Below are 16,638 nucleotides of genomic sequence, written 5' to 3'. Positions count from 1 at the left end.
CTTATTAATGTTAGTTATTGCCTTTTTTAGACTTAATATGAACGACTGACGTTGGATTATTGAAAATCTTGCCGTGTTTAAAGCCTTTAAGTGTTCCTAATGCAGCGGTAACCCATGCTAAAATTAAGAATGCGAATAGAATAATTGCCGCCCATTGAAAAGCAGGTAAACCAGTATGGTGAGCTAATTGTGTTGTACCCGTTACACATGTTCCCACGGGGAAGGTAAATGCCCACCACGTTAATGCAAATGGCATTTTACGGCGCATTGCACGTAGAGTTAATAACGCGGCAACACAGAACCATAACATAGCAAAACCCCAAATCGGCACGCCATATAAAATCGCCATGACATTCATTGCACTCGCAATGGGTTCATTAACGGTAATCAGTGCCGCTGTACCTAAACAACCAGCTGCTGTAATTGACTGACCGAGTGGACCTAATACAATCCATAATGTTGGCACACGAGCACTACCTGAAGTACCAGCATGCGCTAGGCGGCTCCAAATTAGCGTAATAATAATAATTGACGCCATTAAGCTGATACCAAAACAAGCATACATGCCGTAAAGCAACGTTTGTTGAGCAGCAGAATGGGGCATATGAGCTAAGAACATTGAACCGATAGTCGCAGATACCATAGGCGGTACCACTGGCATTAACCAGCCACCAAATGCTGCGTCATCGTGAACTTCATTATGAGTAAATAAACGATAAGGAATAATAATAGCTGTAATAATACCGCTAATGGTACCGATCCAAAATAATGGCCAAGCAATATTAAGCGCAAGACTTTGGCCGAAAAGGTGAGGACCTAATAAAAGAGTACCGCCAGCCACAGTTAAGAACGCCATAGGTGGTGCACCAAAGAATTGAGACATCACAGGATCATTAAATTGGCGTTTAATAATATGTGGCTTGGTGATGGTTTGATAACTTTTGACGATAGTCATAAAGATCAGCATTGCAAAGGCAATTAACCAAACGACAGTTGAAAAACCGACTAAGTCTTTACCTATAAATGGTAAGCCGACTGCGGCATTGGCGATAATACCTGTACCCATGACTGATGCAAACCAATTAGGTCCCATCTCTTTTTGTAGTTCAATTTGTTGCTTATTATTTGTCATAGAATTACTTTTTAATGAGAGAAGATTCACATATAGCGTGTGATATCTCTACTTTTATAGGAAACATTAATATTAATCTTATATTTTAAGCATTAAGAATAAAATGTTTATATTATTTTACTGATTTTAATACGACAAACTATAATCTTATTTTTTATTTTGTAAAATTGAATATTATTAATAATAGTTTAATTTTTACTTAACCTGATTTGTTAGTTATTATTTTTGCATATTTATAATGATAAATAATCTACCTGATTGTATTTTAAGTTTTTTAATATAATGTATGTGATTAATAACAATGAAATCATTCAGAATAAGATTAGGTTTAAATCATGATTGAAATAAAGAATGCATATTATCGTGGCGCTATAAGTATTGATTCTAAAGTCAACGGTAGCGGGATAGTACAAGGCTATTCGTGGTGTTTATCATCGACATCAACCACCCTAATTATTGAAATTGCCGAGGATCCAGCAATTGATCGTGAAAGTTTGCCTTTGGTTGGTTATGGATGCGGTGGTTGGATTTTCGAGCAACCCTTTAGTCAACAACGTGACTATATTATGTCATTTATTGATACCGCAATGATGCTATTTCGAGACAATAAAATGACGTATTTTCCTGCAGTAACTTGTAGCTGTAGTGATTTATAAGACTGATGGTATTTTATGATGTAACAAGTTGTTTTTGATGTGATCTAGGTATGATTATTGACATATTTAATGTGATAAATAGTTGCAAGTAAATGCCATTTTAGCATAATTGATGTTAGTTACATGGAGGGTTAACTGATGACTAAATATCAATTTTTTTGTATACCTAATTCAAATCGCCAACAATTTACGTATGTAGATATGGCTGATGAGCAATTTATGGAACAAAAACAGCAATTATTAGCGGCAGGGTTTGAAGTTGAAGATGATGTGATCTTTGCTGATACGCAGGAAGAAGCTGTTGAGCATTTTAAATCCAATTTCATCTATGCAGTGGAAGAGTATAACAATGCTAATTTTATAACGGCATTTGCCTCTTTAGTGCTTATAGCTTATAAAAAAATCACAAAAAAAACGTAACGCTATATCCATATAAATGAGAGCATATTATGCTTTTTTTGATGACTATAATGCTTGTAGCCAAATAGGCGCCTAAAATATCTCTGTTTTTATTCACACGAGACCTTTTTTAATCATAATAATCGTTATATGTTATTTTTTACCATGTGGAAGTGTATTTTTACGTGTTATTGAAATTGTGGAAAAAGTAAACTCAATAGTTTATATTTGTGCGGTGTTTGATAGCCAACTGAACTAGAGTCTCATATCATGATATTTTCAACAACAGAAACGGTTCCTGGGCACGAAATTATTACTATACTAGGTGTAGTAACGGGGAATGTTGTGCAATCAAAACATATTGGTCGCGATATTATGGCAAGCCTAAAAGGTATTGTGGGTGGCGAGCTAAAAGGATATACCGAAATGTTTAATGAAGCGCGTGCTCAAGCCATGTCCCGTTTAGAAGCAGAGGCTTTAGTGTTAGGCGCTGATGCTGTTGTTGGCATTCGCTTTACTACCAGTGCAATTATGGATGGTTCGTGTGAATTATTAGCGTTTGGTACTGCGGTTACACTACGCTAATAGATGTATCGTTGGTTAATTATTTAAGGATGAATAATGACTCGGAGGGATAATGAGTAATTTTAGCCAAAATATCGCGCCTTATGTAAAAAAAGAAATGATCAATGCATATAGAGCGCAAAAAAGGGATGATCCGGCAACGGAATTTCGGTATTTAGAAAATGCACATGTGTTAGGTCAGGAATCAACCTATTGGCATGTTAAGGTGCATTATTTGATGTTGTGTTGGGCGATAAAACAACGTGATATTAAAGAGATCAATGGGCAGCTTATACGCATTGTCGGTGCTGCATTATTAACTGCGATTGATGATGTTCCCATCGGTAATACTGGTGGTAGTAATGTGCATTCGTTAAAAGTGATGCCTATTTCAGCGAAACATGCTGAGATTATCATTAAAACTAAAACCTTATCTCGTTAGTTAAGTAAGATAAGTGTGTAATAGGAGCGATGACAATCATTCAACGCTCTTAAACACGAGCAAAAGACTTATTCGTTAATTGTCACTTGTTTGATGATTATTGCATGACACGGAACATCGTCATAACCTTGTACCGTTGTTGTCTTCTCTTGGGCTATTTTAGTCACAACATCCATTCCTGCCGTAACATTACCAAAAACGGTATAACCCCAACCCCTGTTTGTCGTTGCCGTATAATCAAGACAATCATTGTTAGCGAGATTAATGAAAAATTGTGCAGTTGCTGAATGGGGAGCATCTGTTCGCGCCATTGCAATCGTACCAATGGTGTTTTTAAGACCACGATTTGCTTCATTCACAATAGGATCGCGAGTTGGCTTTTCTAGTAAGTCTTCAGTATGCCCGCCGCCTTGAATCATAAATCCCTCAATAACACGATGAAAAATGGTATCGTTATAAAAACCATCACGGCAATATTGAATAAAATTACGTACCGTGACAGGGGCTTTTTGTTTATTAAGGCTGATTTCGATATTGCCAACATTGGTGATGAAAGTAATGCTTGTCATGATGATTATCTAGTTAGGGTGGTTATTCGCAGTATACGTAATTTATACCATAAACTATAGCTAACGCAGATTATATGCGCTGGTTATCGTTGTAATACGCTATTTTTAATGAATGAATGAATGAATGAATAAATATACCAATAAAATGAAAAGGACTTAGATAATGAACACAAACATGATCCGGTGGGGCATGATTGGCTGTGGTGCAGTAACCGAAGTTAAAAGTGGCCCAGCTTATCAAAAAGTTGAAAATTTCACTTTAGCGGCAGTTACCCGTCGTGATCAAACGTTAGCTCAAGATTATGCGGCTCGACATAATATCGACACGGTTCATGTAGATGCGGATACGTTAATTAATGACCCTACAATTGATGCGATTTATATTGCGACACCGCCCGATAGCCATAAAGCGTTAGCATTAAAGGTGGCACAAGCTGGAAAAATTTGTTGCGTCGAGAAACCATTAGCACCAAATTATGCTGATTGCCAAGCGATTGTTGCGGCATTTGAAGCTGCACAGTTACCATTATTTGTTGCTTATTATCGTCGATCTTTACCACGTTTTAATCATATAAAACAGTTGCTTGATGATGGAAATATTGGCGACATACGTCATATTAGTTGGCATTTAAATAAGCCAGCAAACCCTATGGATATCTCTCAGCAATATAACTGGCGGACCGATAAAATGATTGCCGCTGGTGGCTATTTTGATGATCTTGCCAGTCATGGCTTAGATTTATTCGCGTATTTATTGGGTGATTTTTCGACAGTTAAAGGCGTGGGTATCAATCAACAGCATTTATACACCGCGTTAGATGCAGTGAGTGCCTGCTGGTTACATGCGAATGGTGTGACTGGAAGTGGCAGTTGGAATTTTGGTGGTCATTCACGTCAAGATAACGTGGTGATTTATGGTAGCCAAGGTGAAATACGTTTTTCTGTGTTTGATGAAGCACCCATAGAAGTCATTATTGGTGATAAGCAGCAACAGATTACGATTGAAAACCCCTCTAATATTCAGTTGTATCACATTGATAATATGCGTAAACAACTTTTTGAAGGACAACAACATCCATCGACAGGTAAAACCGCCACTCATACTGGTTGGGTAATGTCACAGATATTAGCTTAATAAAATAAATAAGACAGCAAGTTATCTTAAAGCCGATAACTTGCTGCCCATGTTATTTATTAAATAACTTTGCCGGCAAGAGCAAGGTTTGACATGTATTCGTCAAATGTGCCGTGGAAGTTAACCACTTGCTTGTCACGAATATCAATAATACGGGTGGCTAGTGATGATACGAATTCACGGTCATGGCTAACAAAAATCAACGTACCTTCATACACTTTTAGGGCACTGTTCAGTGCTTCAATCGCTTCCATGTCCATGTGGTTGGTTGGTTCATCCATTACCAATACGTTAGTATTTAGCATCATTAGCTTGCCAAAGATTAAACGGTTTTTCTCACCACCAGAACAGTTTTTCACTTTTTTGTTGATATCATCTGCCGTGAACAATAAACGACCTAGAATACTACGTACGGCTAGATCATCATGTTCTTTAGTACGCCACTGTGAAATCCAATCAAAGATACCTAAATCATTATCAAAATCAGCTGAGCTGTCTTGAGGGCAGTAACCGATTGAAACATTTTCAGACCATTTGATCACGCCGTGGTTGTGTTTTAGTTCATTCACTAAACAACGTAACATTGTTGTTTTACCAACACCGTTTTCACCAATGATCGCTAATTTTTCACCCGCGTTTAAGATTAAATCGCCAGCTTCAAATAAAGTTTCGCCATCAAAGCCATGACCTAGTTCTTCTAGAATCAATGCTTGACGGTAAAGGGCTTTACCCGGTTTGAACTGTAATGATGGCGTTAAACGGCTTGATGATTTCACTTCATCAAGTTTGATTTTATCCATTTTTTTAGCGCGAGAACTTGCTTGTTTTGCTTTTGAAGCATTCGCACCAAAACGGTTTACGAAGTCTTGAAGTTCATTAATTTCAGCACTTTTCTTCGCGTTTTCTGATAAGAGTTGCTCTTGAATCAGCGATGATGCTTCAATGAATTTTTCGTAGTTACCAGGGTAAATACGTAGCTCACCGTAGTCGATATCTGCCATGTGTGTACATACAGAGTTCAAGAAGTGACGGTCGTGAGAAATAATGATCATGGTACATTTACGCAAGTTCAACTCGCCAGCAAGCCAGTTGATTGTGTGAATGTCCAAGTTGTTTGTTGGCTCATCGAGTAGCAAGATATCAGGGTTAGAGAACAATGCTTGTGCTAGTAACACACGTAATTTCCAACCAGGTGCCACTTGTGACATTAAGCCGTAATGCAGTTCTTCATCGATACCGGCATCAAGCAGTAATTGTCCAGCACGACTTTCTGCGCTGTAGCCATCCATTTCTGCGAACTCGCTTTCAAGCTCAGCAACAGCCATGCCGTCGTCTTCTGTCATTTCTGGCAGTGCGTAAATACGGTCACGTTCTTGTTTTACTTTCCATAACGCAGCATCACCCATGATCACCGCATCAACAACTGTGTATTGCTCAAAGGCAAACTGGTCTTGGCTTAGGGTACCTAAACGCTGTCCAGGAGAAACAGACACGTTGCCAGAACTTGGTGGTAATGCACCACTAAGAATTTTCATGAAGGTTGATTTGCCGCAACCATTAGCGCCGATAAGACCATAGCGGTTACCGTTACCAAATTTAGCTGAAATGTTTTCAAATAACGGCTCAGCGCCAAATTGCATTGTAATGTTTGCGGTAGATATCAAGAGGTATTCCTAGCAGTTTTATTCGATGATTTTTTGGCAGCAAAGCCAAAAGAAGATGCACGAAAACAGAGATAGATGTAAAGGGGGCGCATTATACAGAGGTTTGCTTGTAAATGTCGAGGGCGAAAATGTAACCAATGCAAGATAACAGCCTTGTAAAAAGAAAGACTAAGGCTGTTACCTTGAGGGAAAGGGACTAATTTGAGGTGATTATTTTGTTAAATTAGCAGTATCAAACAACAAGAAAGCGTCATGGACACCTTGGATTAGCATCTGCATGCCGATGACTGTCAAAATTAATCCCATTAGACGTGTCGTGATTGTAATGCCAGCTTCACCGACCTTATCAACCAGTTTCGGGCCGTAAAGAAAACACACAAGGGTAATTAAACATAAGGTTGCAAAAGCAACAATCGTGATAATAGTGTGTAAAAATGATCCTGATGCTGAGTAGTTCATCGCGGTCGCGATAGTGCCAGGACCCGCTAAAATAGGTAATGCTAAAGGTGATATAGAAATATCTTTTTCTTCGGTGACGTCATCAATTTTAGACTCTGAATGCAGCTTTGAACTATCACCTTGTAACATGTGATAACCGACTAAAAAGACTAGAATTCCGCCTGATAATCGTAGTGCAGGTAAAGTAATACTGAATAATTCAAAGATCCCTTTACCTAAAAGACAGAAGGTGGCGATAATAAAAAAGGCGGCGGTAAGGGCTTTAAAGGCGGTTTTTCTACGCTGTTCAGGGGTTTGATTTCCTGTCATTCCGACAAAAACAGCAGTATTAGCAATCGGGTTCATCATGGCAAAAAAGCCCATAAATACTGTAATTATCATTGTTGTAATATCGTGCATAACCATCCTTTTGGTTAATTTTTTGTTATTTATTTGATTACAATAGCATGGATTTTTTGAAGGTGAACGTAAATATCTGTACAAAAAGGGTAATCAATAGAATTACCGTCTAAATATTATAATTGTCTTATTTTTTATACGGAGAAAATTGATTGGGTTCGATGACTGAATGCCATGAGAACCGTGTTTTTAGTATGGGTTTGAGTTACTATGCGCGCAAGAAAACATGGCGATGATTAAAGATGACCATTGATATAACCAATATAAGCACTGAACCCGATCCAAGTATGACTTGCAGTACGTGCCAAGCATGTTGTTGCCGTTTAGAAGTGATGATTATTACGGATACGGGTGTACCTGAAGAATACATTGATATTGATGAATGGGGTGGTGAAGTAATGCTACGCCTTGATGATGGCTGGTGTGCCGCTGTTGATCGCGATACTTTGTTATGTACTATTTACGAAAATCGACCGTGGATTTGTCGTGAGTTTGAAATGGGGTCATATGAGTGCAGCATTGAACGTGCCACGATGCCGCCACGCTCACCACAGCAAGATTAAACGTTAATCACAACAAGATTAACAATAGTCAGTATATTTTAATAATCCTCCAAACAATAACCAAGGTATATTCAGCTACCTTGATTATTGTTGATGATATTATCGTGTTACAGTTCTATGTATTACCGCTTTATTGATTGGAGTTTATTGACTTGAGCTTATTGCTGCCAATATTCCTGCTGTCGCTTGGCAAGGATCGTCGGCATGACTTATCGCGGAAACAATCGCAACGCCATTAGCTCCTGCTGCCATTACTTCAGTTAAATTGGTGTGATTAATACCACCAATCGCCACAATCGGAAATGGACAAATTGCAGCTGCAATTTGTAAACCGTCTAATCCCCAATGAGTAACCAGATTAGTTTTAGTTGCTGTTGCAAAAATAGCGCTAAGCCCAATGTAATCAATCGGTAGGCTGGCACAATCTAACAGTTGCTGCTCAGTTTCAATTGACAGTCCAATCAGTTTATCCTTCCCTAGCAATTGTCGCGCAAGCGCTACTGGCATATCTGTTTGCCCCAGATGTACGCCATCAGCATCCACCGCTAAAGCAACATCAACCCGATCATTAATGATTAAGGGGATATGACGACCTGTTGTCGCATAAGCGTGTTGCAGAATCGCTTTAACGGTTTGAGTACGTTGAATAAATGCCCGCACATCACCGTGTTTCTCACGTATTTGCACCATTGTCACGCCGCCCGCAACGGCTTCACGCACAACATGTTCAAGGGCGGGCAGGCTTTGCTGATCATCGGTGACTAAATACAACAAATAAGGATTGTGATTTTTCGTCATCATCACGCTACCACTGCAATATTAAGTCGCTGACAAATCTGCTCGGCACTGATTTGATATAAACTATCAATGATATTGAGTTGTAATGATGCAGGTCCTGCTGATTGTGCCGCTGCAATTTCACCCGCAATAGCATAGATTGCAGTCGCCGCTAGCCCCGAAATTTCACCAATAGCCGCAAATGCACCTGTTAATGCGGTTAATGAACAGCCCATGCCAGTGACATAAGGCATCATGTGGTGACCATTGCTAAGGCTGATAGTCTGTGACGCTGTCACTACATAATCAACTTCACCAGAGATAACCACATTGGCGTGGTACTGCGTGACTAACACCTGTGCAGCGGTTAATGCGGTATCGCTGCTATCAAGCGCATCAACCCCTTTGGTTTGGCTGGTTTCACCTGCAAGGGCAATGATTTCAGATGCGTTACCACGAATGATCAGATTATTGGCTTTTGCTGCCAGAGTGCGAGCAGTTTGAGTGCGTAATACACTCGCGCCACAGCCGACAGGATCTAATATAATCGGCTTGTTATTAGTATTCGCTTGTTCAACAGCAAATAGCATTCGTTCAATCCATTCACTATCAAGGGTGCCAATATTGATCACTAATGAGCCTGCAATGTGCATCATCTCAGCCATTTCTTGACGTGAATGCGCCATAATCGGTGACGCGCCAATGGCTAATAAAGCGTTAGCAGTATTGTTCATTACTACATAATTGGTGATATTAACCACTAATGGTTTTTGTTCTCTGACTAGCGCCAGTGCTGCGATAATGCTTTTGGTCAAAGAGGCTGAAGTAGGCGTTTGCTGTGATGGATTATGCATTGTCGACAGCTCCTGATTTATTGTTGATAGTCTTTGATTTATTGTTAATAGCTCCTGCATTGAGTCCTTGCTGCCAGAACGCGATTTCCATTTCTGTTGCGACTTTAAAGGTCTGAATTAATTGCTGACCACGTTGACTATGAACCGAAATTTCTGCGAGTAAATTGTTCAAATAGATCGTTGCAGCAGCGACACCTTGTTGATAATCCTCACCGCTATATAACGCAATCCAACTATGGTAGGGATTATTGTCAAACACGGTTTTTGTATCATTAACCAGTAAGTTGCCAATTTCCGCATAACCAATCGCACACGGCGCAAGAGCGACATATAAATCGATAATATCCCCTTGCATACCAGCATCTAATACATAACGGGTATAAGCCACTGTTGCGACATCTTCTGGCTCTTGTTCCATATCTTGTTCGGTTAAATGCCAAGCACCACAGTAATCAACATGGTGAGCAATTTCATGATCCAATAAAGCGGCCACACTTGGTAGCGCTCGACGCATATCGGCTAAAGTGCGAGCTTTATAAATCGCTAATGCATAAGCACGCGCATATTGTTTTAAGAACAAAAAATCTTGTTTTAAATAATGCATAAAACAATGGTGAGGCAGTGTGCCTTGACCAAGTTGCATCACAAATGGATGCTGGGTATAGGTGGTCCATTGGGGTTGGCAAGCATCAATTAAATCTTGGTATGTCATGTGATCTCTCCTTAGAAGCTGCCAATGTAATTTTTGGCTTGAGGCAGTTGCGTTATAACGTGGTGTTTAAATAGAAATTGGGCGTAATCATCGTAGCGTTTAAAATCGACAGCCGCAGGACGCAAAGCAAACCGCGTTAACGTGTCGTTCCATGCATTATGGTTAAGCTTGTTATCTAACGTATCTGGCGCGTATTGAATAAACTGTTTCCACGCTGCATCTGGGTGATTGATGATATAGGTGGTCGCTTGAGTAATAGCGGCATTAAAGGCAGTGATTGCTTGGCGGTTATAATGTTTGCTGTTAGCAACAAAGATCAATTCATCATAACTAGGAATGCCGTTCTCTTCTGGGAAAAACGATGTAGTCGGGTAGCCTTCTAACGCTAATTGATTGGTTTCAAAGTTACGTAATCCGCCCCAAATCGCATCCACTTTTCCTGATGCTAATGATGATGACAGTGCCCAGCCGACATTGACTATTTTCACCTCACTTAATTTAACGCCGTGATCAGCCAGCATGGTGCCAATGGTGGCATCTTCATTACCTGCAATTGAAATTCCGATCGTTTTTCCTTTCAGTTGTGATAAATCAGTGATGCCACTTTTCTTTAATACCATTAATGTATTAAGCGGTGTCGCAATCAAGGTTGCGGTTTTAATTAAAGGTAAGCCAGCAGCAACATCAATCGTAAGACTAGGTTGATAAGAAACGGCAAGATCGATTTTATTGGCGGCGACTAATTTTGGAGGTAACGAGGGATCTGCGGGCTGTTGAATATCGACCACTAAACCATGCTGTTTAAAATAGCCCCGTTCTTGGGCAATAATAATCGGACCATGATTAGGGTTAACAAACCAATCGAGCATCAGACTTATCTTGGTGAGCTTTTGCGGTGATGTTGTCGCATCAGCGCTAACCGAGAAGCCAAATAACATCAACATTGTTGCAGTAATTAACAAAATACGTTTCACAATCAATCCTTTAAAAAGTCAGTATTAAAATGAATATTTAAGTGTCTGTTTAATGTGTGTCTTTACAGTTGCCACGGAATAAAGCGTTTTAATAATTTGTCGGTAATGAAATACAGTGATACCGACAACAACGATAAAATGAATAATGCTGCGAACATTTCATCAATCATCATCCGCGCATTGGCTTGGAGCATTAAATAGCCTAAGCCTTGACTTGCGCCAACCCATTCACCAGCGACAGCACCTATCGGGGCAATCACCACCGCAACTCGAATACCAGAAGCTAGGGCAGGTAAGGCGGCAGGAAAGCGAATATATCTAAGCTGTTGCCACTTGGTCGCGCCCATGGTGGCGGATAATTCAAGATAACCGGAGGGGGTATTGCGTAAGCCGTCATAGCAACAAGTAGTTACAGGAAAAAAGATAATCAACGCTGCCATTACCACTTTAGAACCAATGCCATAGCCTAACCACAGCATTAATACCGGAGCGATAGCAAATACAGGGATGGCTTGACTGGCAATCAGTAACGGTAATAACCACCGTTTAACAGGTTTAAACAACAGCATTTGTAAGGCAAAAAACAGCCCTAATGATAAACCGAGTATCAGCCCGAGGATGATTTCTTGACCTGTAACCCAAGTGTTACGTAGCAATACGTCATAGCGCGTTATTAACCGCTGCGCGACATCAAGCGGTGGCGGTAAAATAAAGCTCGGTAAGTTGAATACCACCACCGTCAGTTGCCATAATCCGAGGAGTACACTAATGCTGATCAAAAACCGTATTGGCGCGGCAAGCTCACGAGGAGAGCGCTGTGGTTTATGAGTCGATTGGGGAGTGAGTAAGGGTGTAATATCAGTCATGATCGTGTGCCAATATGTCAAAAATACGTTGCTGGTGGCTGGCTGATTCAGCATCAAAGCGCCGTGGTGGCAATGTTGGCGGCAACGATAATGCCGTCGCGAAAGCGGGTTCGCCTTGCAAAATATACAGCTGATCACTTAATCGAATCGCTTCTTGAGGATCATGGGTAATCAACACTACAGTTTTATGCTTGAGTAACTTTACAAACAGATCTTGAAGGCGATAGCGAGTGACGGCATCCAATGCTGAAAACGGTTCATCCATTAAGACAATCGGTTGATCTTGTAACAGCGTTCTTGCGAGGGCGACTCGTTGGCGCATACCGCCCGATAATTGTTGTGGTAGTAGTTGATGTTTATCTGCTAAACCAACGTGTTCTAATAATGTCATTGCCCGCTGTTTTAGATTGGGTGTTGAGTTGTGATGACCGAACTTACTGCTAATACAGACATTTTCTAACACCGTTAACCAAGGTAATAACAGATCTTGTTGTGCCATATAAGCGACTCGCCCCGTTAAAGGCTGATTGTCTGAGATTGTCAGTTGACCTTGCCATTCCGTACTTTCAGAGAGTAATCCGGCTAAAAACTTGATCAAGGTGCTTTTACCACAACCACTTTTACCTACCAGACAAGTCCATTTATTGGCGGCAATAGCCAGATTAAGGTTTTCAATTACCGCCTTATTTGCGTTTGAACGGGGGTTGGAGTGATAGCGTAAACTTCCATTAGTTATGGTAATTTCCAAATCAACGGACATGATGATGACCTGCAAAGAAGTGATTCACAGGGCCGTGACCATGACCAATGTTGAGTTCATCGGCGGCGGTTATGGCGGCGGTAATGTAGCGTTTAGCCAAGGTAGTTGCCGTTGTAAGATCATTGCCTTGAGCTAAATAAGATGCGATAGCCGCAGATAAAGTACAACCCGTGCCGTGGGTGTTGTTGGTATGAATACGAGGGGTTGTCAGTTCAATAACGTCAGTGGCGAGAATGAGTAAATCAGTGCTATCACTACTTTGTTCTAAATGCCCACCTTTGAGTAACACCGCATGAGGATTAATCTCCCGTAACGCACTGATCATCGCTTGCATATCAGCCAGTGATTGTGGGATTTCTAAACCCGTTAATGCAGCGGCTTCTGGTAGGTTAGGGGTAATAATATCAGCCAGTGGCAGTAATTCTGTTTTGAGGGTAGTAATGGCATGTTGTTGTAATAACACATCACCGCTGGTGGCAACCATCACCGGATCAATAACTAAGAACTTAGGTTGGTAATGGCGTATTTTAGCAGCAACCAGCCGAATAATATCACTGTCGGCAAGCATGCCTATTTTCACTGCTTGAACATTGAGATCACTGAATACAGCGTCCAGTTGTTGTTCGACCATATCAAGAGGAATGGCGAAGATGCCGTTAACAGCTTGCGTATTTTGGGCGGTAATAGCGGTGATCACCGAGCAAGCATAACTACCTGTTGCTGAAATGGCTTTAATATCGGCTTGAATGCCTGCGCCACCGCCACTGTCTGATCCTGCAATCGTCAATACAATAGGGGTCGTTGTGTGATGCGATGATGGGGTGTGTGACATACTTTATTCCTTACGCGCTAGCATCAGGAACAAGTTATCAAGCGGGAAAGTGTAAACTGCGGTATGAGAGTGTGCAGTTGACTTAGCTTGCATCTATTAACGTTGGTAATCCGTTGATAGTTAGTTCCCTCCGCCAGTGTTAACTGGTTCAGGTTCAACGGGTCCCACCATTACAGTGATCTCAGCTTAAAGCCCCCCGACTAATGGCAATTATCCTAATTCAGAATAATTGAATTGTCACTATATTTTATTAAGAAATAATGAGTTACAAATATTACGCGAGATTGTTAATAAATAATAGATTAAATTGGTGAAGGTTTTATTGTTGTGATGGGGTGTAGTTTTTTATGTATCAACGACCGTTATTTTTTCAAATGGGGCACAGATGGGACACGACTGTTTTAATGCCTGCGAGGGCGATAGGGAATCTACTTGCCGCGCGTTGAGTTTTTAAAATAAAGATATGGCTGTCCTATGTTCCTATGTTCATTCTTTCAGATAACCCAAACAACAGCCGTCATTCCCTACAGTGAATGCCCGCGAGGGCGATAGGGAATCTACTTACCGCACGTTGAGTTTTTAAAATAAAGATATGGCTGTCCATGTTCTGGTTTGCCAAAATGGATGACATTGAGCTATATCAGGCATCGTTCGGGGTCTTGTGGAATAGCATTTTAAATAGTTACTTTGGCGATGAGCAAGAAGTGGAATTGGCTGTTAATAGGTTGCTGGGGTATTTATAGTATTGTGTTTTATGTTAATAAATATAATTGTTATGTCTAATGTTGCATTATTGGTATAGCGTACTGTATAGTAATTCAAACGAATTGTTTTGTATTTAATTAGCGGGTAACTATGAAGATACTTGTATTAAGACATTCCGCTGGAAAAGTTAAAAATGAAGGTAAGAGGATATTATTACAGCTAGTCAAGTGGAATATGTCTGATGAAATATATGAGTATGTTTTGCGTGAAAGCAATAAGTGTTGTTAATATTTGGGGGTGTATAGATGAAACTTAACATATTCAACGAAATTGAAGTACTATATCCTGTGTTTAAAGGGGTTGTACTCAAAACCTTTGAGGGTAATTCTGGGAAAGTATATTTGGTAAAAAATATTCCTCAAAATGGTGCGTTGTTTGTTTATCCTGAATTTATCGCTTACAAAAAATGTAAATTAATCAAACCTGACTCCTTCCCAATATTTCTTGAGGAAATAGAAAAGTGGTCGAGAATTAAAAGCAGGTTTGTCGTGCCTATACAATACGTGCATAAAATTAATGATGAAGTTTATGTTTGTATGCGTAGTGCTACAGATGGAACATTATCCGATCTAATCAAAAAAGGTGTAGATACGATATCTGCATTTAATTACTCAATTCAGATCGTAAAAGGTCTGCTTGATATGCGAAGCTCTGGCTTGATGTACCATCAAGACCTAAATCCCCCAAATATCTTATTTGAAGACTTAGCATACAAATTTGACTCACAAGGGAAACCTCGATTTTTTAAAGATAACTACGAACCTTTTCCACCGAAACAGTTACATAAGAGTTTTCGTTATCGCATGATGATAAGTGATTTTGGTATGGCTGACTATTATGTTAAAGATTCAGTTAAAGGTAGAAAAGGTGGTAAATTTGCTTTTTGTGCTCCTGAACAATATGAAAATTCTAAGGAAACTGAGTTTTTTGATCCCGACCTTTTTGCTTTAGGGGTTATATTAGCTTTGTTATTTGATGGTAAACATCCAACAGGTAAAACCGTAACTTTTGCATTAAGCCGAAGTCCTAGCTACAAGAAATCAGGTGGCTGGTCAGGTTGGGCACAAACTGGTGAAAGGAAAGTGGATTGCGAGAATAAGATAATCCAAGACCTGATACTTAGTCTTTTGTCTGTTTGTCCAAAAGACCGCCCATCTTTAAATGATTGTTATTATGTTCTTTTTGATGAGTTTAGTAAAATTGAACCAGATATGGCTACGTATTTTCAAAGCAGTATAGCGGAGTATGAAAATAGTTATAATGAATCCAAACAAGGTAATTTAACTGTTGAAGAAACAAAAATATAATAAATAAGGATATGTGTAGTGCTGCAGCTTCGTTCAACAAGTCCATTAAATCGGACTCCAAACACACGGTATTTTCGTTTCGCTCAAGCATAGCCGTATTTTTTATACCGTTTATGGCTACATTATATTAATTGGAGAGTTTGGTGTTAACTTTCAAAGAAGTTCTATCATTAAAAACTGATATTCTTGACAAATATAAAGTGAAATATGTAAGACATAAAGATAACAGAAAGCAATATAGAGAATTAATAAAAGATCGTGCCGAGTTATTAAAATATCAAGCAGATCAATCCAAGAATGTATTTGAAAAATGTGACTATATTGCATCGTTTGTAGGTATTGAACAATCTAGAGCAGTATTTATAGGAATGTTTAAAGTTGATGGTATTAAAGAAAATTCCTGTGGTTATGAATACGTATTAAATGAAGTTGATGGTTTTGATGACTTTAAAGAACGCCTTGTTATAGATTGGGGTAAAAGTGCTATAACTTGGCATCAATGGGTGGATAGTAACCCTAAAAATATTGTTGAATTACTCCCTAAAGGATATTTAGGTGAGTTCCCAGGACTTTTAGATTTTACTTTAGAGTATACAGAACTTAAAAAACTGGGTGAAAATCTAAGTGCAAACCGAGAATGGTATCTTCAATTATCTTCGATTAATGGTATTTATCTAATATTGGATAAAGTTACAGGAAATCAATATATTGGTTCTGCCTATGGTAAAGAAGGGATTTGGCAACGTTGGAGTGAGTATTCTAAGACGGGGCATGGGGGTAATGAATTACTCAAAGATTTGTGCTTAATG

19 protein-coding genes, 1 pseudogene and 1 riboswitch are annotated in these 16,638 nt (G+C 39.6%); of the genes and pseudogenes, 9 read left to right on the top strand and 11 right to left on the bottom strand.

Annotation, left to right across the window (positions count from 1 at the left end):
- Positions 1–10 precede the first annotated feature (10 nt).
- Entirely contained in the window at positions 11–1,132 is a 1,122-nt protein-coding gene (locus BTO21_RS14745; protein WP_045031986.1) for a TDT family transporter, read from the bottom strand.
- Between the two features lie 335 nt (positions 1,133–1,467).
- Here BTO21_RS14745 and BTO21_RS14740 point away from each other — a divergent pair, with 335 nt between their 5' ends.
- From BTO21_RS14740 to BTO21_RS14725, 4 genes are all read left to right on the top strand, one after another.
- Positions 1,468–1,788, top strand: a complete 321-nt coding sequence (locus BTO21_RS14740; protein WP_045031988.1) for a hypothetical protein — start codon at positions 1,468–1,470, stop codon at positions 1,786–1,788.
- Between the two features lie 138 nt (positions 1,789–1,926).
- Positions 1,927–2,208 (top strand): hypothetical protein, encoded by a 282-nt coding sequence (locus BTO21_RS14735; RefSeq protein ID WP_045031990.1) that lies wholly within the window; start codon positions 1,927–1,929, stop codon positions 2,206–2,208.
- 249 nt (positions 2,209–2,457) lie between these two features.
- Positions 2,458–2,772, top strand: coding sequence for a heavy metal-binding domain-containing protein (locus BTO21_RS14730; protein ID WP_045031992.1), 315 nt, complete (start codon positions 2,458–2,460; stop codon positions 2,770–2,772).
- A gap of 52 nt (positions 2,773–2,824) precedes the next feature.
- Positions 2,825–3,193: a DUF3703 domain-containing protein gene (locus BTO21_RS14725; RefSeq protein WP_232572586.1), complete on the top strand. Its 369-nt coding sequence runs from the start codon at positions 2,825–2,827 to the stop codon at positions 3,191–3,193.
- A gap of 68 nt (positions 3,194–3,261) precedes the next feature.
- Here BTO21_RS14725 and BTO21_RS14720 read toward each other — a convergent pair whose 3' ends face one another.
- A complete protein-coding gene (locus BTO21_RS14720; RefSeq protein ID WP_045031995.1) occupies positions 3,262–3,762 on the bottom strand; it encodes a peptidylprolyl isomerase in 501 nt (166 codons plus the stop codon).
- 163 nt (positions 3,763–3,925) lie between these two features.
- Here BTO21_RS14720 and BTO21_RS14715 point away from each other — a divergent pair, with 163 nt between their 5' ends.
- Complete coding sequence (locus tag BTO21_RS14715; protein WP_045031997.1) at positions 3,926–4,897, top strand: Gfo/Idh/MocA family protein; 972 nt, start codon at positions 3,926–3,928, stop codon at positions 4,895–4,897.
- A gap of 59 nt (positions 4,898–4,956) precedes the next feature.
- Here the strand turns inward: BTO21_RS14715 and BTO21_RS14710 are convergent, their stop codons facing one another.
- A complete protein-coding gene (locus tag BTO21_RS14710) occupies positions 4,957–6,561 on the bottom strand; it encodes an ABC-F family ATPase (RefSeq protein ID WP_082056907.1) in 1,605 nt (534 codons plus the stop codon).
- A gap of 210 nt (positions 6,562–6,771) precedes the next feature.
- Entirely contained in the window at positions 6,772–7,419 is a 648-nt protein-coding gene (locus BTO21_RS14705; RefSeq protein WP_045032001.1) for a MarC family protein, read from the bottom strand.
- A 242-nt stretch (positions 7,420–7,661) separates the two neighbouring features.
- Between BTO21_RS14705 and BTO21_RS14700 the strand changes: the two genes are divergently transcribed.
- Positions 7,662–7,982, top strand: coding sequence for a YkgJ family cysteine cluster protein (locus BTO21_RS14700; RefSeq protein ID WP_045032002.1), 321 nt, complete (start codon positions 7,662–7,664; stop codon positions 7,980–7,982).
- 144 nt (positions 7,983–8,126) lie between these two features.
- On the opposite strand, the gene thiE is transcribed toward BTO21_RS14700, so the two are convergent.
- The 7 genes and pseudogenes from thiE to thiD form a co-directional block, all read right to left on the bottom strand.
- Positions 8,127–8,783 carry a thiamine phosphate synthase gene (thiE, locus tag BTO21_RS14695; RefSeq protein ID WP_239998007.1) on the bottom strand — a complete coding sequence of 219 codons (657 nt, stop codon included), beginning with the start codon at positions 8,781–8,783 and terminating at the stop codon, positions 8,127–8,129.
- Entirely contained in the window at positions 8,783–9,613 is an 831-nt protein-coding gene (gene thiM, locus BTO21_RS14690) for a hydroxyethylthiazole kinase (protein WP_045032004.1), read from the bottom strand. Before thiM ends, thiE begins: the two co-directional genes overlap by 1 nt.
- Entirely contained in the window at positions 9,606–10,325 is a 720-nt protein-coding gene (gene tenA, locus BTO21_RS14685) for a thiaminase II (protein WP_045032006.1), read from the bottom strand. The genes thiM and tenA overlap by 8 nt, the downstream gene beginning before the upstream one ends.
- Before the next feature lie 11 nt (positions 10,326–10,336).
- Entirely contained in the window at positions 10,337–11,299 is a 963-nt protein-coding gene (locus tag BTO21_RS14680; RefSeq protein WP_412779371.1) for an ABC transporter substrate-binding protein, read from the bottom strand.
- A gap of 62 nt (positions 11,300–11,361) precedes the next feature.
- Positions 11,362–12,084 (bottom strand): annotated as a pseudogene (locus tag BTO21_RS14675) (ABC transporter permease); the annotation flags it as partial.
- Positions 12,085–12,157: 73 nt separating this feature from the next.
- Positions 12,158–12,925 (bottom strand): ABC transporter ATP-binding protein, encoded by a 768-nt coding sequence (locus tag BTO21_RS14670; protein ID WP_045032009.1) that lies wholly within the window; start codon positions 12,923–12,925, stop codon positions 12,158–12,160.
- Positions 12,915–13,757 (bottom strand): bifunctional hydroxymethylpyrimidine kinase/phosphomethylpyrimidine kinase, encoded by an 843-nt coding sequence (thiD, locus tag BTO21_RS14665; RefSeq protein ID WP_045032011.1) that lies wholly within the window; start codon positions 13,755–13,757, stop codon positions 12,915–12,917. Before thiD ends, BTO21_RS14670 begins: the two co-directional genes overlap by 11 nt.
- Before the next feature lie 108 nt (positions 13,758–13,865).
- Positions 13,866–13,966, bottom strand: a riboswitch (TPP riboswitch).
- 393 nt (positions 13,967–14,359) lie between these two features.
- On the opposite strand from thiD, the gene BTO21_RS19975 reads away from it, so the two are divergent.
- From BTO21_RS19975 to BTO21_RS14655, 3 genes are all read left to right on the top strand, one after another.
- Positions 14,360–14,500, top strand: coding sequence for a DUF1367 family protein (locus tag BTO21_RS19975; protein WP_107251652.1), 141 nt, complete (start codon positions 14,360–14,362; stop codon positions 14,498–14,500).
- 267 nt (positions 14,501–14,767) lie between these two features.
- Positions 14,768–15,829 carry a protein kinase domain-containing protein gene (locus BTO21_RS14660; RefSeq protein ID WP_045032013.1) on the top strand — a complete coding sequence of 354 codons (1,062 nt, stop codon included), beginning with the start codon at positions 14,768–14,770 and terminating at the stop codon, positions 15,827–15,829.
- Between the two features lie 143 nt (positions 15,830–15,972).
- Positions 15,973–16,638: GIY-YIG nuclease family protein (locus BTO21_RS14655; RefSeq protein WP_170064519.1), on the top strand; the 666-nt coding region annotated here is incomplete at its 3' end.

Source organism: Photobacterium phosphoreum (assembly GCF_002954725.1).
GTDB lineage: Bacteria > Pseudomonadota > Gammaproteobacteria > Enterobacterales > Vibrionaceae > Photobacterium > Photobacterium phosphoreum.
This window is presented reverse-complemented; position numbering and strand designations above follow the sequence as displayed.